General features: G+C 47.7%; 19 protein-coding genes, 3 tRNA genes and 2 rRNA genes. 19 read left to right on the forward strand and 5 right to left on the reverse strand.

The window, feature by feature from the left end:
• The 9 genes from MUN34_RS00005 to MUN34_RS00045 form a co-directional block, all read left to right on the forward strand.
• Positions 1-137: ribosomal RNA gene (locus MUN34_RS00005) — 23S ribosomal RNA — on the forward strand; the annotation flags it as partial.
• A gap of 47 nt (positions 138-184) precedes the next feature.
• Positions 185-300, forward strand: a 5S ribosomal RNA gene (rrf, locus tag MUN34_RS00010).
• Positions 301-465: 165 nt separating this feature from the next.
• Positions 466-542, forward strand: a tRNA-Met gene (locus MUN34_RS00015).
• A 33-nt stretch (positions 543-575) separates the two neighbouring features.
• Positions 576-652 (forward strand) — tRNA-Met (locus tag MUN34_RS00020).
• A gap of 107 nt (positions 653-759) precedes the next feature.
• Positions 760-1206: a tRNA (adenosine(37)-N6)-threonylcarbamoyltransferase complex ATPase subunit type 1 TsaE gene (tsaE, locus tag MUN34_RS00025; protein ID WP_247856529.1), complete on the forward strand. Its 447-nt coding sequence runs from the start codon at positions 760-762 to the stop codon at positions 1204-1206.
• Positions 1203-1856, forward strand: coding sequence for a tRNA (adenosine(37)-N6)-threonylcarbamoyltransferase complex dimerization subunit type 1 TsaB (tsaB, locus tag MUN34_RS00030; protein ID WP_247856530.1), 654 nt, complete (start codon positions 1203-1205; stop codon positions 1854-1856). The genes tsaE and tsaB overlap by 4 nt, the downstream gene beginning before the upstream one ends.
• Positions 1849-2304: a ribosomal protein S18-alanine N-acetyltransferase gene (gene rimI / locus MUN34_RS00035; protein WP_247856531.1), complete on the forward strand. Its 456-nt coding sequence runs from the start codon at positions 1849-1851 to the stop codon at positions 2302-2304. Before tsaB ends, rimI begins: the two co-directional genes overlap by 8 nt.
• A complete protein-coding gene (tsaD, locus tag MUN34_RS00040) occupies positions 2304-3311 on the forward strand; it encodes a tRNA (adenosine(37)-N6)-threonylcarbamoyltransferase complex transferase subunit TsaD (RefSeq protein ID WP_026827252.1) in 1008 nt (335 codons plus the stop codon). Before rimI ends, tsaD begins: the two co-directional genes overlap by 1 nt.
• A 30-nt stretch (positions 3312-3341) precedes the next feature.
• Entirely contained in the window at positions 3342-3911 is a 570-nt protein-coding gene (locus MUN34_RS00045) for a hypothetical protein (RefSeq protein ID WP_026827253.1), read from the forward strand.
• A 44-nt stretch (positions 3912-3955) separates the two neighbouring features.
• Here the strand turns inward: MUN34_RS00045 and MUN34_RS00050 are convergent, their stop codons facing one another.
• On the reverse strand, positions 3956-4621 hold the full coding sequence (locus MUN34_RS00050) for a haloacid dehalogenase type II (RefSeq protein ID WP_247856532.1): 666 nt from the start codon (positions 4619-4621) through the stop codon (positions 3956-3958).
• Positions 4622-4780: 159 nt separating this feature from the next.
• Between MUN34_RS00050 and MUN34_RS00055 the strand changes: the two genes are divergently transcribed.
• Positions 4781-5434: a TVP38/TMEM64 family protein gene (locus MUN34_RS00055; RefSeq protein ID WP_247856533.1), complete on the forward strand. Its 654-nt coding sequence runs from the start codon at positions 4781-4783 to the stop codon at positions 5432-5434.
• A gap of 20 nt (positions 5435-5454) precedes the next feature.
• On the opposite strand, the gene MUN34_RS00060 is transcribed toward MUN34_RS00055, so the two are convergent.
• Together MUN34_RS00060 and MUN34_RS00065 are read right to left on the reverse strand one after the other, a co-directional pair.
• A complete protein-coding gene (locus tag MUN34_RS00060) occupies positions 5455-5910 on the reverse strand; it encodes a flavodoxin (protein WP_348772869.1) in 456 nt (151 codons plus the stop codon).
• Positions 5911-6016: 106 nt separating this feature from the next.
• Positions 6017-6337 carry a winged helix-turn-helix transcriptional regulator gene (locus tag MUN34_RS00065; protein ID WP_012371654.1) on the reverse strand — a complete coding sequence of 107 codons (321 nt, stop codon included), beginning with the start codon at positions 6335-6337 and terminating at the stop codon, positions 6017-6019.
• 183 nt (positions 6338-6520) lie between these two features.
• On the opposite strand from MUN34_RS00065, the gene MUN34_RS00070 reads away from it, so the two are divergent.
• Together MUN34_RS00070 and MUN34_RS00075 are read left to right on the forward strand one after the other, a co-directional pair.
• The gene (locus tag MUN34_RS00070) at positions 6521-6919 is read left to right on the forward strand and encodes a DoxX family protein (protein WP_026827257.1); all 399 of its coding nucleotides are present in this window, start codon (positions 6521-6523) and stop codon (positions 6917-6919) included.
• A 21-nt stretch (positions 6920-6940) separates the two neighbouring features.
• The gene (locus tag MUN34_RS00075; RefSeq protein ID WP_247856535.1) at positions 6941-7534 is read left to right on the forward strand and encodes a flavin reductase family protein; all 594 of its coding nucleotides are present in this window, start codon (positions 6941-6943) and stop codon (positions 7532-7534) included.
• Positions 7535-7601: 67 nt separating this feature from the next.
• Here MUN34_RS00075 and MUN34_RS00080 read toward each other — a convergent pair whose 3' ends face one another.
• Together MUN34_RS00080 and MUN34_RS00085 are read right to left on the reverse strand one after the other, a co-directional pair.
• The gene (locus MUN34_RS00080) at positions 7602-7994 is read right to left on the reverse strand and encodes a hypothetical protein (protein WP_051525108.1); all 393 of its coding nucleotides are present in this window, start codon (positions 7992-7994) and stop codon (positions 7602-7604) included.
• Complete coding sequence (locus tag MUN34_RS00085) at positions 7994-9895, reverse strand: ABC-F family ATP-binding cassette domain-containing protein (protein WP_247856536.1); 1902 nt, start codon at positions 9893-9895, stop codon at positions 7994-7996. Before MUN34_RS00085 ends, MUN34_RS00080 begins: the two co-directional genes overlap by 1 nt.
• Before the next feature lie 156 nt (positions 9896-10051).
• On the opposite strand from MUN34_RS00085, the gene MUN34_RS00090 reads away from it, so the two are divergent.
• The 7 genes from MUN34_RS00090 (at position 10052) to MUN34_RS00120 (ending at position 16730) form a co-directional block, all read left to right on the forward strand.
• Positions 10052-10711: a redox-sensing transcriptional repressor Rex gene (locus MUN34_RS00090; protein ID WP_012371649.1), complete on the forward strand. Its 660-nt coding sequence runs from the start codon at positions 10052-10054 to the stop codon at positions 10709-10711.
• Positions 10711-10917 carry a twin-arginine translocase TatA/TatE family subunit gene (locus MUN34_RS00095; protein ID WP_026830343.1) on the forward strand — a complete coding sequence of 69 codons (207 nt, stop codon included), beginning with the start codon at positions 10711-10713 and terminating at the stop codon, positions 10915-10917. The genes MUN34_RS00090 and MUN34_RS00095 overlap by 1 nt, the downstream gene beginning before the upstream one ends.
• A 7-nt stretch (positions 10918-10924) precedes the next feature.
• Positions 10925-11704 (forward strand): twin-arginine translocase subunit TatC, encoded by a 780-nt coding sequence (gene tatC / locus MUN34_RS00100; RefSeq protein WP_114597253.1) that lies wholly within the window; start codon positions 10925-10927, stop codon positions 11702-11704.
• Between the two features lie 112 nt (positions 11705-11816).
• Positions 11817-11889: transfer RNA gene (locus MUN34_RS00105), tRNA-Ala, on the forward strand.
• 246 nt (positions 11890-12135) lie between these two features.
• Complete coding sequence (locus tag MUN34_RS00110; protein ID WP_247856537.1) at positions 12136-15879, forward strand: S8 family serine peptidase; 3744 nt, start codon at positions 12136-12138, stop codon at positions 15877-15879.
• 148 nt (positions 15880-16027) lie between these two features.
• The gene (locus MUN34_RS00115; protein WP_014971497.1) at positions 16028-16186 is read left to right on the forward strand and encodes a hypothetical protein; all 159 of its coding nucleotides are present in this window, start codon (positions 16028-16030) and stop codon (positions 16184-16186) included.
• A 94-nt stretch (positions 16187-16280) separates the two neighbouring features.
• The gene (locus MUN34_RS00120) at positions 16281-16730 is read left to right on the forward strand and encodes a hypothetical protein (RefSeq protein WP_247856538.1); all 450 of its coding nucleotides are present in this window, start codon (positions 16281-16283) and stop codon (positions 16728-16730) included.
• Positions 16731-16733: the final 3 nt, after the last annotated feature.

The following is a 16733-nucleotide window of genomic DNA, read 5'->3' on the forward strand; positions in this document are numbered from 1 at the left end:
GAAGCCCCCTCCAAGATGAGATTTCCCTTTGAGTAATCAAGAAAGACCCCTCAGAGACGATGAGGTAGATAGGTCACGGGTGGAAGCATGGCGACATGCGGAGCTGAGTGATACTAATCGGTCGAGGCCTTGTTCTAGCAGATGCATTGTTGATGACTTCAGTTTTGAGGGCGCGAGCCCGTCGTCTGGTGACGATAGCCAAGTGGTCACACCCGTTCCCATGCCGAACACGGAAGTTAAGCACTTGAACGCCGAAAGTAGTTGGGGGCTTCCCCCTGTGAGGATAGGACGTTGCCAGGCAAGTGAAGGACCGATCTGCATATGCAGATCGGTTTTTCTTTTAAAAAGCAGTCGGAAAATGATGTCAGTATAAGTTCTTTTAAGAAAAATAACAAGAAAATGAAATAAGACTTGTCTTTTTTAAAAGTACATGTTATATTAATATCTGTCGAAACGTTATATCATCGCGGGGTGGAGCAGTCTGGTAGCTCGTTGGGCTCATAACCCAAAGGTCGTCGGTTCAAATCCGGCCCCCGCAACCAATTTTTATAATTCAAATCCGAAACGTTTATCGTCGCGGGGTGGAGCAGTCTGGTAGCTCGTTGGGCTCATAACCCAAAGGTCGTCGGTTCAAATCCGGCCCCCGCAACCAATTTTAAACTTAACTTCAACTTTACTACGAAACGTTCAGCGTTTCGTATTTTTTTTTGCCTTTTTTGTTCGGTACAATGGAGTAAGAGAAAAGGAGGAGGGACATCGATGATGGAACTTGAAATGATGAGTCTCGAACAAACGACGACGCTTGCCGTTGAACTGGGCCACCGTGCCTTTAAAGGAATGGTCGTAACACTTGATGGTGACCTGGGCGCAGGAAAAACGACGTTTACACAGGGGTTTGCGAAAGGACTTGGGGTGACACGTAACGTCAACAGTCCGACGTTTACGATCATGAAAGTTTATACTGGGCGATTGCCACTCTATCATATGGATGTCTATCGTCTCGAGGGCGGGGATGATATCGGTCTTGAAGAATATTTAAATGGAGACGGTGTCGCGGTCGTCGAATGGTCGGAATTGATTGCCGACGTCCTTCCGCCAGAACGTCTTGCGATTACGATCGAACGGACAGGTGATGAGTCACGCCGTTTTCGTTTAGAACCAATCGGTGAGCAGTACATCCAACTATGTAAGGGGTTGAATCCATGAAAATCGTAGCGATTGATACATCGACGAAACAACTGTCTGTTGCGTTATCGGACGGACAACAGATTTTGGCAGAAGCCTCTTATGTGACGTCTTTGAACCATGCGACAAAACTGATGCCTTTACTCGAACGGATGATGCAGGAAGTCAACTGGTCGCCGCGAGATTTAACACGTATCGTCATCGCTGACGGACCCGGTTCTTATACAGGTCTTCGGATCGGAGCAACGACAGCTAAGACATTGGCGTATACGTTGGGTATCGATTTAGTGCCGGTCTCGACGCTTGAATTGATGGCAGCTTCAGCAGGGTTAACCGGACGAATCGTTGCGATTCAGGATGCGCGCCGTGGAACCGGATTCGTCGGCTTCTATGAAGATGGTCAATTGGTGGGCGAAGAACAGCATACGGTCGTTGCTGAGTTCGTCAAGGCGCTGCCAGCGGATACGAAGATGACAGGTGATACAGACAAGTTCACAACGGAACTTCAATCATTCTCAATCGTGAATCCGGCATTCCGTGCACCACGGGCTGGTGTCCTTGCCTTGCTTGGAGCTGCACGTGAACCGGTCGAGACTCATGCATTCGAACCGCGTTACTTACGTCTCGCGGAAGCAGAAGCCAAGTGGATTGAGGCACAACGTCATGACTAATGTCTCTATTCGAAAAATGACGGTTATGGATGCGCCAGGTGTGCATGCCGTGGAACTCGAATCCTTTGCGACACCGTGGACGCTGGAATCATTCATTGCGGAGATGACACAAAATCCGAATGCGTATTACCTGGTCGCAGAGACGGATGAAATCATCGGATTCGCGGGGCTGTGGCACATTGCCGATGAAGGGCATATCACGAACGTCGCTGTTAAAAAAAAGGCACGTGGTCTTGGAATCGGTGAGGCATTGCTGGTTGCGTTAATTGAACAAGCAAGACAATTGGGATTACGGGCGATGACGCTTGAAGTGCGTGTATCAAATACACCGGCACGGACCCTGTATGAAAAACTGGGATTTTTATATGCCGGAACGAGAAAACGGTATTATCAAGATAATAATGAAGATGCAGCCATCTATTGGCTGGAACTGGAAGGAGACGAGTGATGACACAGCCGTTGATATTAGCCATTGAATCAAGTTGTGACGAGACAGCTGCGGCTGTCGTCCGTGGAGGAACAGATGTCTTGTCGAATGTCGTATCTTCCCAAATTGAAAGTCATAAACGTTTTGGAGGAGTTGTCCCGGAGGTGGCATCCCGTCATCATGTTGAACGCATCACGTATGTCATCGATGATGCATTAACGGAAGCTGGTGTCACGATGGATGACATCGATGCGATTGCCGTTACGGAAGGTCCGGGGCTTGTCGGAGCGTTACTCGTCGGTGTCAGTGCAGCAAAAGCGTTGGCGTTCGCGCATAGTAAGCCGCTCCTCGGTGTCCATCATATCGCAGGTCACATCTATGCCAACCGTCTGCAACAAGAGCTCCACTTTCCACTCGTTTGCTTGATTGCGTCCGGTGGACATACGGAATTGATTTACATGCCGGAAGATGGTGTGTATGAGGTCATCGGTGAAACCCGTGATGATGCAGCAGGAGAAGCCTATGATAAAGTAGCACGGACCTTGAAACTGCCTTATCCGGGTGGTCCCCGAATTGATCAACTGGCGCAAACCGGTCAGGATACTTTCCATTTCCCGCGGATTTGGCTTGAAAAAGAGTCGTATGACTTCAGCTTCAGTGGACTCAAATCGTCTGTCATCAATGCGGTTCATAATGCTGAACAACGCGGAGAGGTCATCATTCCGGAAGACTTGGCTGCCAGTTTTCAGGCCAGCGTCGTCGAAGTGCTCGTTACGAAAGCCATCCGTGCCGTCAAAGAAAAGGGTGGTAAACAGTTGCTTGTCGCGGGTGGTGTTGCGGCAAACCGCGGACTGCGAACAGGATTGACAGAAGCCTGCGAACGCGAAGGCATCGAGCTGGTCATTCCACCGATGCACTTGTGCGGCGACAATGCCGCAATGATTGGAGCGGCAGCGATTCACCCTTACCGGGCAGGCCGCCAATCGACACTTGCCATGAATGCCGAACCTGGGCTAGATTTAAAGTAAGGAATTCGAGAGACATGGGGGAAAAATGGAATGAAAAAAGTCATCATCGTGTTATTAGGTGTACTTGTCATTGTCGCAATCGGCTTACAGATTCGTGAAATCGTCAATGCCTATCAAATCGCCTACAAAGAAGAGCTCGTACCGGATAAAAAAGCCGTCGAGACAAATACGAAGCAAAAGCCGTTGTATGAAATCGGTCGCGCGGAAGGTGAGCAGACACGGATTGAAAAACTGTACGCCTTTGATCAAACTGTCGATGGCGAGCTGAAGAATGTTGTGGTCGTCGACCGGAAGTATGGTTTGACGAATAAAGCGAGTGATGACTTCTTCACGATTGCACCGGGAAAACCGGCAACCGAACAAGAAAAAAAATCATTCCAACCGATGATCGATCGTCTGGATGGAGAGCAGGTCCAAGCAGAGGTCATTTCAAAACACCAAGTCGTTGCCAGTGAAAACAACAAAAAGCGGACGTTGACGCTTTACAAAGTGTTTTATAAAGACACCGACCAAAAAGAATACTTGTTCTTTATCGAAAAAGACGGCGGCTTGAAGCTGGATCTCTTTAAAAAAGGTTTCTCACGTCTTGCGAACTATTAAAATAAGCGATGTTCCCCACAAATCTTGGGAGAGCATCGCTTGTTTCATTTCCATTCGAGTAGACCGGTCAAGTCATCGTAAATGCTGTCCGGGTCAAGATTCAGCTCTTCGACCGGCAGACCGGATCGATTGATCCAGGCTGTCCGGAAACCAAAACTTTTGGCACCGGTGATATCCCAGCCGTTCGACGACATGAACAGGATTTCTTCCCGTTTGAGACCCAGTGTATTGAGGGCATGCATGTATGATGCCGGGGTCGGTTTGTATTGTTTGATATCATCGACACTGATGATGTGATCAAACCGCTCCGCTAGACCGGACTGTTCAATCAACGGGTCCAGCATGTCGTGTGAGCCGTTTGAGAAGACAGCCAGTTGTTTATGACTCATCTGTTGTAAGACGGAATCGACTTCCGGGTAATGATCGAGCTTCAAATAGACTTCCATCAGGGCGGCAATATTTTCTTCCGTGACGTGGAGCTTCAGTTGCAGTAAGGCGTAACGGAGCGCATCACGCGTCACTTGGCTGAACGGAACGTATTGACCGTTCAACTGGCGTAAAAATGAGTATTCGAGTTGCTTTTGGCGCCAGGCTTGGCTGATCGCTTCTCCGTGTTCCGGATACAATGCTTCTGCTTTCACTTTGACGGAATGGACATCGAATAAGGTCCCGTACACATCAAAGACTAATGCTTTAATTGGTTGCGTCATGCTGATCACCTTTCTGAGTTACATGTTATCTGTATCTAGTTCCCGAAAACTGATGTCGCTGAAACACGTATTAGAGGAGAGAGCGGAGGCGTGACGCGAGCCGGATTCGGGAACTGATAGATAAGACCAGGCTCTACCGGAAAGGAAATGAGACATTTTATGACACGCCGACAAAAAATCATTCGAATTCTTTTGCTTGTCTTGATCATCAGCGGACTGATTTGGTTCAGTCGTTCCTATCTCAACCTCCGTCCAAGCGACATCAAGGACTGGATCTTATCATTCGGGATGTGGGCGCCGATTCTGTATATCTTACTCTATACGATTCGTCCGTTGATTTTCTTCCCGGCATCGGTCCTGTCGATCACCGGTGGTTTGGCGTTTGGTGCCTGGCTCGGGACACTTTACACCGTCATCGGAGCGACACTTGGCGCTGTCGTTGCTTTTTTAGTTGCCCAAAAGCTTGGGAACCGGCTAATCAAGAAAAAGGAACAAGTAGGAAAACTCAATCAGATTCAGCAGCAACTCGAAAAAAATGGATTTATCTATGTCCTGATTTTCCGTCTGTTGCCGATTTTTAACTTCGATTTGATCAGCTATGCCGCCGGGCTGTCGAAAGTCCGCTTGTTATCCTTTTTCCTGGCGACGTTGCTTGGAATCATCCCCGGTACGTTTGCTTATAACTTTTTAGGCAGCAGTATCGTCTCAAAAGATCCACAACTCATCATCGGTGCCATCCTCGTCTTTCTCGTATTGACGATTGTCCCGTGGTACATTCAAAAACGCTGGAAAGCAAAAAAAGACCTTGGCTGACGACAGCCGAGGTCTTTCGTTTAAGCATGTAATCGTTGTGCCCGTTCGAAAAATTCTTCAGCGAACGTGTGACAGGCGGCTTGTTTCTCCGGTGTATCCGGGTCAAACTCAATCTTCAGACCAGGAGCGATGACGGTCGCACCGGCTGATTGTAACGTCTGTTCGAGCAAATCGACAGCGGCGCAGTATTTCGGATAATCACGATCCCCCGAACCAAAGGCGGCAGCTGCCAAACCTTTCAAGTCACTATCGGCAAGATCCTCAACAAAATCTTCCGCTTCATACGGTAAATCGCCGTCTCCCCATGTGTACGAGCCGAGTAGCACGGCATCATACTGAGAGAAGTCAGATGGAAATAACTGATCAAGCTCTTGTATATGAACCGTACAGCCCTTGCGTTCGAGTTCCGCCCGCAAAAGGTGCACGATATCTTCTGTATTGCCGGACATGCTGACAAAACCAATCATGATGTTCATCTGAATCATCCTTTCTCCAAAACATGAACACCTTTAGTTTAAATGATAATCGTTCTCAATACAAACGAAAATAAAAAGCCTCTCCAGAGTGGAGAGACTTTTTATGTCAGTCTTGGAGCTCGGCCCATTCTTCGATTGAACGAATGACAGGTTCAAGCTGACGACCTTTGTCAGTCAAACTGTATTGAATTTTAATCGGACGTTCCGGAATGACGGTCCGGATGACAATACCTTCCGCCTCAAGTTCCTTCATGCGCTCCGTTAACATACGACCAGATAACTCCGGAATCGCATCTTGAATTTCGTTGAAACGACAGGTCTTCGTCATAAGATGACGTAAAATCAAGCCCGTCCACTTCTTGCCCAAAATTTCAAAGGCATGTTCGACTTTCGGACAAAGGGCAGTCGGAATCAATGTCTCTTCCATCAGCACTCATCCTTTCTATAGTCTTAGTATACCCACTCTGATGCAAAATTACGAATTATTTTACTTAAAGTAATAAAATAAACAAAAACAAATCTATTTACTTTTAGTAAGTGTTAGTTTATAGTCGTATTTAGGTTACGAAAAGTAATTAAAAAACATTAAGTAAAAGGGGTTTTAATCAAGATGATGGATTTAGGATTATTTCTTATTCGATTGGTGATTGGATTAACATTTGCAGCACATGGGACACAAAAATTGTTTGGCTGGTTCGGTGGACACGGGATTGCAGGAACAGGCGGCTGGTTCGAATCGATCGGGATGAAACCGGGTAAAACACTTGCGCTTGCAGCAGGACTGGCAGAACTGATTGGTGGTTTACTATTTGCCGGTGGATTGTTCTTATGGTTCGCGGCAGCACTGATTATCGGGTCGATGCTTGTTGCGATCATCAAGGTGCACGGACAAAATGGTTACTGGGTGACACAGAACGGGTACGAATACAACATGGCACTGATCGTCATCGCCCTTGGCGTCGCCTTGATTGGTGCCGGAGACTATTCACTCGCAGCCATGCTCGGGTGATCAGAGAAAGCGGGTAAAAAGATGAAGTTTGATGCACAGTCACTCAGTCCAAAAGAAAATTATAAATTGTTGATCGGGAGTATCATCCCGAGACCGATTGCCTTTGTCACGACGAAAGGAGCGGACGGAACGGTCAATGCCGCCCCGTTTTCGTTCTTCACCGTCGCTTCGAGCCATCCGCCGCAACTGTTGATTGCCGTTCAAAAGACGGATCAGGGCGAAAAAGACACCGCTAAAAATATCTTATTGAATCAAGAATATGTCATCCATATCGTCAGTGAAGAGATCGTCGAAGCGGTCAACGAAACGGCAGCCCCGCTCGCTTACGGTGAAAGTGAACTGGAGCGGACGAATCTAACACTGATCGACAGTGATTTGATTGACGTCCCGGCAGTTGCGGAAGCGAAGGTTCGCTTTGAACTGAAGCTGTCACAACACATTGAGCTGGAGGCAGCCGATTTATTGATCGGCGAAGTCATCCGGTATCATGTCGCAGATGAACTCGAGGAGTCGTTCCGGATTGATGCGGACGGTTTAAAAGCAATTGCCCGTCTCGCCGGAAATGATTATGCCAAGATTGGTGAAATCTTCACGATTGCCCGTCCTACGAAATAAGACAATGCCATACAAATAGACGAGGAAAGCAGATTCGATATCCGCTTTCCTCGTCTATTTTTGTTGCTTACTCCATGTTATGGCGTTTACTGTACTGGAAACCGTCCAGCAGATAAAACAGGACGGCAAGTGCCCAGATTCCGACACAACTGATCAAAAAGGCGACCAGTGGTGAGACAGCGCCGTAATACATGATGATCATCGGATCATTCAGTTCGACGAACGACTGAATCGTCAACAACGTACAGATCAGACCCGACAATAAACTGATGAACAGTCCGCTCCACGTTTGGATGACAAGTCCGATCATACAGGAAATTAAGATGAATAATGGATAAACGGCATTAAATGCATCCGGACGAATGAAAGCCGAGACATAGTCCGCATACATCGGGACGAAGTAGAGGACGCCGGACAATAATCCTTGGATCAGATTGATTAGATAACTTTTCGAGCGCATCAGTGGAACGACTCCCACTGTTCCATCAAATCGAGCAAGTCGACATCAATCTGATCGCGCTCTGCCGAAAGGGCGGTCGCTTTCGGAATATCATTAAAGACTTCTGGTTCGCACAACAACTGTTCGATTTCAACCGACCGGTTTTCTAACCGTTCAATTTCTTGTTCGAGCTGCTCGAGTTGCTGTTTCTTTTTACGTGCTTCTTTTTGGGCTTCCTTGTCAATCGTCTTTGTCGACGCGACTTTGATTGCTTTCGCTTCTTCCGCTTCGAGACGGGCGATTTCTTCCTTCTCGGCTTTTTTCTCCATATAATACGAGTAGTCACCGAGGTAATCGGTCACACCGTCTGTACTCATCTCGATGACGCGGGTCGCAACCCGGTCGATGAAGTAACGGTCGTGGGAGACGAACAGTAACGTGCCTTCGTAATCGACGAGTGCGTTTTCGAGGACCATTTTCGAATCAAGATCCAGGTGGTTCGTCGGCTCATCCAGCACAAGCAGATTCGTTTTCCGTAACTTCAGCTTCGCGAGCGCCAGACGTCCGCGTTCACCGCCCGATAATTCATGGACGAGCTTGAAGACATCATCGCCGCTGAATAGGAACTGCCCAAGCACGGACCGGACTTCCTGTTCGCGCATCAACGGCCATTCGTTCCAAATCTCATCGATGACACGGTTGCGGTCATTCAGTTCCGCCTGCTCCTGATCGTAGTAGCCGATTGAGATACCGGTACCGAAACGATAGTCACCGAACAGCGGTTTGAGACGGCCGACAAGCACTTTCAGTAACGTCGACTTGCCGATTCCGTTTGGTCCGACGAGCGCCAGTGATTCCGCACGTTGCAGCCGGAACGTAATGTTTTTCGAGACGGCTTCTTCGTAGCCGACAGCGAGTTGATTGACCTGCAGGACGTCATTGCCGCTCTGCTTTTCAATCGGGAACGATAGGACGGTACTGCGTTCGTCGCCGTCCGGACGGTCGATCCGGTCGACTTTTTCGAGACGCTTGCGGACACTTTGCGCCCGTTTCGTCGTCGTCGCACGGGCGATGTTACGCTGGATGAAGTCCTGCATCTTCGCGATGTCTTCCTGCTGCTGTTCGAACTGTTTCATTTCCTGTTCGTACAGTGCCGCTTTTTGTTCGAGATACTTCGTATAGTTGCCTGTGAATTTCCGGGACACGTTCCGGGACAATTCATAGACGACGTTGACGACTTGATCGAGGAAGTAGCGGTCGTGGGAAACGATTAAGACGGCACCACGGTAACCGGATAAGTAGCTTTCAAGCCAAGACAACGTATCGATGTCGAGGTGGTTGGTCGGCTCATCGAGAATCAACAGTTCCGGTGCCTGGAGTAACATTTTCGCCAGGGCAAGCCGGGTCCGCTGTCCACCAGAAAGCGTCTGAATCCGGCGGGAATAATCGTCCGGATAAAAACGCATCCCGTGTAAGACGGAGCGGATGTTGGCTTCGAACTGATAGCCGCCGGCTTCCGAGAAGTCGTGTTGCGCTTGATCGTACGTTTTCAGGAGACGGTCATAGGCAGTCGGATCATTTAATATGTGCTCCATGCCCATTTCGATTTCCATCCGGCGAAGCGCCCGTTCCTGATCCTGCAGATGCTCAAAGACGGTCAGCATCTCGTTCCAAATCGATTCGTTCGACTCGAGTCCGCTGTCCTGCGCGAGATAACCAATCCGGACTTCCTTGCTTTTCATGATCTCCCCCGAGTCATGTGACAGCTCCCCGGCGATGATTTTTAAAAGTGTCGATTTTCCGGCACCGTTTCGTCCGACGAGGGCAATCCGGTCCCGTTCCTGTACTTCGAGTTTAATATTGTCTAAAATCGGCTCTACGCCGAATGATTTTGAGAGTTGGTTTACTTGTAAGAGAATCATATCCATCCATCCTTCCACCCTTTAGTCTATCACGAAAAATCCTGCCGAATATAATATTTGTTACTCTATGTGAAGTGGTTTACAATCAAGGGGAGTAGAATTCTTTGCATTGATTTGGGTGCCACGTCAGAACGTGGCCGAAGGGGGAACTGCAGTATGAATGGGCCAGACACAAAAATACCACAAGCAACGGCGAAACGACTGCCGTTATATTATCGTTTTATCCAGAGTCTCTATAACTCCGGCAAGCTGCGCGTCTCGTCAGCAGAGCTCAGCGAAGCGGTCAAAGTCGACTCCGCGACGATCCGTCGTGACTTTTCCTACTTTGGGGCGTTAGGGAAAAAAGGGTACGGTTATAATGTTCAACATTTGTTAACATTTTTCCGAAAGACACTCAACCAAGACGAGGTCACGAATGTCGCCTTAATCGGGGTCGGACATCTCGGAACAGCGTTTGCAAATTATAACTTTTTAAAGAATAATAGTACTCGTATCGTCATCGCGTTTGACGCCGATGAAGATAAGGTCGGAACAACGACGCAGGACGTTCCGATTTATCATGTGTCGGATATGAAAGAACAAATCAAAGCGAACCATGTCGACGTCGCCATCTTGACGGTACCGTCCCAGTTCGCCCAGTCAGTGGCGGATGAGTTAGTTGAGTACGGTGTGACCGGCATTCTGAACTTTACACCGGCCCGGTTGAATGTACCGGCCCATGTCCGGGTGCATCACATCGATCTGTCAATCGAGCTGCAGTCGCTCGTCTATTTCATGAAGCATTATTCGCAATCAGCTGAAGGAGTGAAATCATAATGGAAAACCTTATTCCGTTAACGGTCGGATTCATGGGACCGGGAAGCATCGCCTTGATTGGTGTCGTCGCCCTCATCATCTTCGGACCGAAGAAATTACCGGAACTCGGCCGCGCGGCCGGTCAAACGTTAAAAGAGTTCAAGAGTGCGACACACGGCATCATGGACGATGATAAGGACAAAAAGGACGAAACGAAAGAGAAGTGAGTGAATCATGGCGATCGATCAAGAACAGAGTGTGACATCGCACTTAGATGAACTGCGTAAGCGGATTGTCTGGTCGCTCATCATCGTGGTGGTCATGTTTATCGCAGCCTTTCCGCTCGTCCGGCCGCTCGTCCGTTTCTTACAGGCCGACCTCAAGGAACTCGGAATTGGTCTGAATGCGTTTAACGTCGTTGATCCGTTGATGTTATATCTGAATCTTGCGTTCATCATCGCAATCGTCTTGGCGTCCCCGTTTTGGATGTACCAGCTTTGGGCGTTCATCCGTCCCGGTCTGCACGACCAAGAACAAAAAGCGACGTTGACGTACATTCCCGTGACGTTTTTCTTATTCCTCGCGGGCGTTTCGTTTTCTTATTTTTGGCTGTTGCCGTTTTTACTGGAAGTATCAACGGAACTCGGACAAGAGCTTGGGATTGAACAGGTCATCGGGGTCGAGAACTATTTCAGTTTCCTGATCCGGTTGACGATTCCGTTTGGTCTGTTGTTTCAGTTACCGGTCGTGACGATGTTTTTGACACGGCTCGGACTCGTGACGCCGTTCTTCATGCGGAAGAATCGGAAGTATGCGTATTTTGCGCTGTTCGTGATCGCGGCGTTGATCTCACCGCCCGACATCACATCGCATTTGATGATTTCTGTTCCGCTGTTCGTCCTGTATGAAATCAGTATCATCATCTCGGCACGGACGTATAAAAAAGTGCTGATCCTGGAGCAACAGGCGGAACTGGAACGACAGGCAGATCTGATGCGTGAGTTAAATAAGTAAAAAGAAGAAGCTTTTTCTTGCCGTGATGGCAAGAAAAGCTTTTTTTTGTAAGCGGTCTAATTTTATATTGAAAAAATGAACAGAAGTGGTTATACTCGTAATAGAAACACACGGGGGCTTAGCTCAGCTGGGAGAGCGTTTGGCTGGCAGCCAAAAGGTCGTCGGTTCGAGCCCGATAGTCTCCATATCGCTTTACCTGCCGAAACCTTGGGAAACCAAGGTTTTTTTTATGTCCTTTTTTCTTCACCTGTAAGAAATAGATAAGGAAATATAAGGATTTATACATTTTGTGATGTAATAAACAAACAAATACTTTTAAAAAGCACCAAATTTAAATTGTATATTAAGCGAAAGTTAATTAAACTAAAAATACAGAATTTTCGTTTAATATGCTTTGTTCCACATTACATTTTTGGAAAAGAGGAAAAAGAATGAAGAAAAAGAAGATTGCTCTGATGGCAGCTGCCCTCATGACATCTTCCAGCCTAGTTCATGCTGAGGGACACGTGTCATCACAAAAAGTGGATGTACAAAAGCCACAAGCACTCTCACTGAAAAAAGCGGGTCAAGAAAAGTCATACAGTCAAAACGAAAAAGTACGGATTGTCGTCGAGCTCGATCAAAAAGCAGCGATTGAACATGCACAAGCACAAAATAAGCGTTACAGCACGTTAAGCAACACGGAAAAAATTATTCTTAAGAATCAAATCGTCAATAAACAAAAAGAAGTCAAAGCAGCGATTGCCCAAAAAGATATTTCTGTTTCGTATAAAGAAAGTTTCACAACTGTCTTGAACGGTTTCAGCGGCGAAGTCAAATACGGTGAAATCAAAGAGTTGAAGAAATTAAGCGGCATCAAAAATGTACATATTGCACACGAATATGCGCGTCCAGAAGTTGAAAAAGGCGCGACACCAAACATGTTGCACAGCAAAGACATGGTCAATGCGAAGGAAACATGGCAGGACTACGGCTATAAAGGCGAGGGAACAATCGTTGCCGTCATCGATACGGGAATTGACCCGACGCACAAGGACATGGTCCTCAGTCCGGAGACGAAAGTTGATTTGACGTCTTCAAAAGTCGAGAGCTTTAAATCGTCAAAAGGCTTAAAAGGAAACTACTTTACGGAAAAAGTCCCGTACGGTTATAACTATGCCGATCATGACAGCGAAATCCGTGACCTCGGAGCAGGCGCTTCGATGCACGGGATGCACGTTGCCGGTACGGTTGGTGCCAACGGCGATGAGACGAATGGTGGCATTAAAGGTGTCGCACCGGAAACACAACTGCTCGCAATGAAAGTCTTCGGCAATGATCCAGGTATGCCGTCGACATTCAGTGATATCTATATCAAAGCGATTGATGATGCGATTGCCCTCGGTGCAGACGTCATCAACATGAGTCTTGGTTCAACGGCATCCTTCGTTCAAAAAGATGATCCGGAACAAAAAGCAATCGTCAATGCGATGAACAACGGTATTTTATGTGCGATTTCAGCCGGTAACTCAGCTTTCGCCGGAAGCGGTGCCGGAAATCCATACGCGTCGAATCCGGATGTCGGTGTTGTCGGTTCACCTGGACTGATCAGCGAATCGCTTCAAGTCGCCTCTGTTGAGAACACACAATTGACGTTAGAAGGAATGGCATTGACGGTCGACGGGCAGGATGCCGGTTACCTGGCGTACCAAAAACAAGATTCACCGAACCCGATTGCTGTCTTTGATAAAGAAAAGATGGATGTCGTCTATGTCGGTGATGGCAGTGAAGCCAACTATGCCGATAAAGACGTCAAAGATAAAGTCGTCTTCGTCGTCCGTAACGGCGGTTTTAACTATGCGATGATTCAAGCGGAAGCCGAAAAACAAGGGGCAGCCGGTGTCATCGTCCGTGGTCGGGTTGAGCACGGAGACTATGTCAGCATGGCACTTAACAAACCGACGATTCCACTCGTCTCGTTAAGCATCGCAGACGGCAACGAGCTCGAAGCAAAAGCGAAAGCCGGTAAGGCACTGGCAGTGACGTTTGACGGGAAAGCCGTCTCGACACCAAACCCGGTTGCCGGTGAAATGTCTGACTTCACATCATGGGGTGTGACGCCGAACCTAGACTTCAAACCGGAAATCACGGCACCAGGCGGAAAAATCTATTCGACGCTTAATAATAACGAGTATGGCGTCATGAGCGGGACATCGATGGCAGCACCACACGTCGCCGGTGGAACGGCACTCGTCATGCAACGGATTGATAAAGACTTCAAGGTCAGTGGCGCGACACGCGTTAAACTCGCGAAGACCATCTTGATGAACACATCACGTCCGCAGCTGGATTCAGGTAAGTATAATCAGGAAGCGAAGACTGGCAATTACTACTCACCACGTCGTGAGGGAGCCGGACTGATGGACTTGCATGCCGCCATGAAAACACCGGTCGTCGTAACGGAAACGAAGTCGGGTGAAGGAAAAGCAGCCTTGAAACAAGTCGGCGACAAGTTCAGCTTTACGCTCGACTTAAAGAACTACAGTAATGAAAAGTTAACGTATAAACTTGCCGGAACGGTTCAATCGGATCTTGCCGTCCAAGGTCAAAATTTCCTTGAAGCGAACGGAATCTTTAAAAAAGGAACAGTTGATTCGGTTGATGCCAACAAAGGGACGTTCCCGATTTCCTTTACGGTCGGCTCGAAGAAAGCAAGCTCGGTCGCGATCAACGCGAAGAGTACGACAAAAGTCAACGTTACGGTTGATTTAAAAGATACAGTCGATTGGGCAAACGGTGCGCCGCTTGAAACCATCTTCGAAAACGGCTACTTCGTCGAAGGATTCGTCCGTCTGATCGATACGAAGAGCAAAAATCCTGAGTTGACAGTTCCGTACGTTGGTTTCAAAGGAGCATGGGACAAAGCACCAATTGTTGATGCACCACTCTATGATGACAACACGTTCTACGGCGTCACAGGTCTTGCGACAGAAGTGAAGGATAACTTCAACTTCCTCGGAACGAATGCTGCAGGCGACGTCGTTAAAGAAAAAGTCTCGTTCTCACCGAACGGTGACGGCAGTGCCGATGAGGCCTTCCCGGTCCTGTCGTTCTTACGGAACGCGAAAAAAGTCGATTACTCGATTCTTGACCGCAATAAATCAACACTCCGTAAACTCGAAACGCAGTCAGACGTCATCAAAAACTATTACGATGGCGGATCGGAAGATGGTTTCACACCGGTGACGAATGCGGCATGGGATGGAACGGTCAACGGTTCAAAAGTCAAAGATGGTCTGTACTACTATCAGGTCAAATCGGTCGTCGATTATCCGAATGCGAAATGGCAGACGGCATTATTCCCGATCTACATCGATACAAAAGTTCCGGCAGCAACCGTTAAATGGGATGCTGACAAAAAAGCAGTTTCCTGGACAGCCGGTGACCAAGGAACGGGTATCGCTTCATTCGATATCCTGGTCGATGGAAAAAGTGTCTTGGAACAGCCGCTTGCGCCATCTGCTAAAAACTACACGTTGACGGATTTGCCAAGCCGAGCAAAAGTCACGTTCGTAGTATCAGATTACGCCGGCAACAGCGTGAAGAAAAACGTCAACACATCAGGTGTCGATAAAGCCGTTCCGAGTGTCCAGATCGATACACCGGAAGCACTGGGCTTAACGACATCACAACAAGTGACGGTTTCAGGAAACGTCGCGGATGAGTCTGGTATCAAATCATTCAAAATCAACGGAAAAGCCGTTAAATTACGCTGGGATGCGGTTCAACAACACTATGCATTCAGCCATGACATCACGTATACGACAGATGGTGTGAAGTCGTTTAAAGTCGAAGCTTATGATGGAAAAGGCAATCGTGTTGCCTTCAGCCGTCAAGTCATCATCGACTCGGAGCGTCCGACAATCCGCGTGACAGCACCAAAAACGGTTTCAAGCAAAACGAAAACAGCCAAGATGACGATTGTCCTGCGCGATAACTACGATGAGTTACGCTTTGATCTGAATGGCAACGCCGAATACCGCCGTTCGTTCAAGGAGCCATACGAGATGCGCGCCTTTAAGAAAACGATCAACAAGACCGTTACCTTGAAAAAAGGTCAAAACGTCTACAACTTGAAATTAAAAGACCTCGGTGGCCATGTCGTCGAGAAGAAAGTCGTCATCACGAAGAAGTAAGGATTTGAAAGCAGTGTTGGTCCCGGTGGACGTTCGCCGGAATCGACACTGTTTTTTTCGCAGTGTGTTACAGAAAGGCTTTCGGTGTTTATCAAGTTCCGGGAATGGGAAATTTCTTTATAGGTTATTTTTTTGAGGGGGAACTCGTATGAATCCATTTACTACACTCATTGCCTTCATCGTCGGCTGTCTGGTTCTGTATCTCGGAATTCGGGATAAGAACGGTTGGTTGATTGGTGTCGCAATGATTCCGCTTGCCATTGTTGCATACAGTGTCATCTATCTAATCATCCAGGTCTCGGCCTAGAAACTTCTTTTGCAGAAGTTTCTTTTTTTTTGAAACATAACTGGTAAAATGTAAGTATATTACAGTGAAGAACAAACGAAAGGAACGTGCCCGAATGGAAACTGTAACGGTTCAACAAACCGAATTAAAGGCGCTATATCAACACATGCATCAACGAACGACCGCTAAATTATGGGGTGTCTTGGCTCTGTTCTTATTCGTCAGCAATATGATCGAACGACCGTTGCTTGCCTTAATCATTCCGATTCTGTATTTCATATATGATGTAGTGATGCAACGCCGCCGTTTTCAAATCGTTGCCCGTCACACGTCAAAAAAATCAGCAGACCGTCTGTTCCGTCTGCATGTCGGCGTCGGCCTGTTTCAATACGGAGCGCTGGCTGCGTTGATTGTTCTCACGGCTAATCGTTCGAGCACGGTCTTTTTGCTCGGACTGTGTCTTGGCGTCATCCCGTTTTACTGGCTCTGCAGACGCTTCTTGACGTACCGCTCCAAACAGATTGATCCGACCTATATCAGCGAAACAGAGATTCAGCAAGGATAAAGG

Origin of the sequence: Exiguobacterium sp. 17-1 (genome assembly GCF_023096305.1) — a bacterium.
Classification (GTDB): Bacteria; Bacillota; Bacilli; order Exiguobacteriales; family Exiguobacteriaceae; genus Exiguobacterium_A; species Exiguobacterium_A sibiricum_A.

Coding starts and splice junctions, on each gene's coding strand:
- tatC (WP_114597253.1), top strand. CDS start 10,925: ATGGCGATCGATCAAGAACAGAGTGTGACATCGCACTTAGATGAACTG.
- MUN34_RS00045 (WP_026827253.1), top strand. CDS start 3,342: ATGAAAAAAGTCATCATCGTGTTATTAGGTGTACTTGTCATTGTCGCA.
- rimI (WP_247856531.1), top strand. CDS start 1,849: ATGACTAATGTCTCTATTCGAAAAATGACGGTTATGGATGCGCCAGGT.
- MUN34_RS00060 (WP_348772869.1), bottom strand. CDS start 5,910: ATGAACATCATGATTGGTTTTGTCAGCATGTCCGGCAATACAGAAGAT.
- MUN34_RS00120 (WP_247856538.1), top strand. CDS start 16,281: ATGGAAACTGTAACGGTTCAACAAACCGAATTAAAGGCGCTATATCAA.
- MUN34_RS00110 (WP_247856537.1), top strand. CDS start 12,136: ATGAAGAAAAAGAAGATTGCTCTGATGGCAGCTGCCCTCATGACATCT.
- MUN34_RS00070 (WP_026827257.1), top strand. CDS start 6,521: ATGATGGATTTAGGATTATTTCTTATTCGATTGGTGATTGGATTAACA.
- MUN34_RS00115 (WP_014971497.1), top strand. CDS start 16,028: ATGAATCCATTTACTACACTCATTGCCTTCATCGTCGGCTGTCTGGTT.
- MUN34_RS00080 (WP_051525108.1), bottom strand. CDS start 7,994: ATGCGCTCGAAAAGTTATCTAATCAATCTGATCCAAGGATTATTGTCC.
- MUN34_RS00065 (WP_012371654.1), bottom strand. CDS start 6,337: ATGGAAGAGACATTGATTCCGACTGCCCTTTGTCCGAAAGTCGAACAT.
- MUN34_RS00085 (WP_247856536.1), bottom strand. CDS start 9,895: ATGATTCTCTTACAAGTAAACCAACTCTCAAAATCATTCGGCGTAGAG.
- MUN34_RS00090 (WP_012371649.1), top strand. CDS start 10,052: ATGAATGGGCCAGACACAAAAATACCACAAGCAACGGCGAAACGACTG.
- MUN34_RS00095 (WP_026830343.1), top strand. CDS start 10,711: ATGGAAAACCTTATTCCGTTAACGGTCGGATTCATGGGACCGGGAAGC.
- MUN34_RS00075 (WP_247856535.1), top strand. CDS start 6,941: ATGAAGTTTGATGCACAGTCACTCAGTCCAAAAGAAAATTATAAATTG.
- MUN34_RS00050 (WP_247856532.1), bottom strand. CDS start 4,621: ATGACGCAACCAATTAAAGCATTAGTCTTTGATGTGTACGGGACCTTA.
- tsaD (WP_026827252.1), top strand. CDS start 2,304: ATGACACAGCCGTTGATATTAGCCATTGAATCAAGTTGTGACGAGACA.
- tsaB (WP_247856530.1), top strand. CDS start 1,203: ATGAAAATCGTAGCGATTGATACATCGACGAAACAACTGTCTGTTGCG.
- tsaE (WP_247856529.1), top strand. CDS start 760: ATGATGGAACTTGAAATGATGAGTCTCGAACAAACGACGACGCTTGCC.
- MUN34_RS00055 (WP_247856533.1), top strand. CDS start 4,781: ATGACACGCCGACAAAAAATCATTCGAATTCTTTTGCTTGTCTTGATC.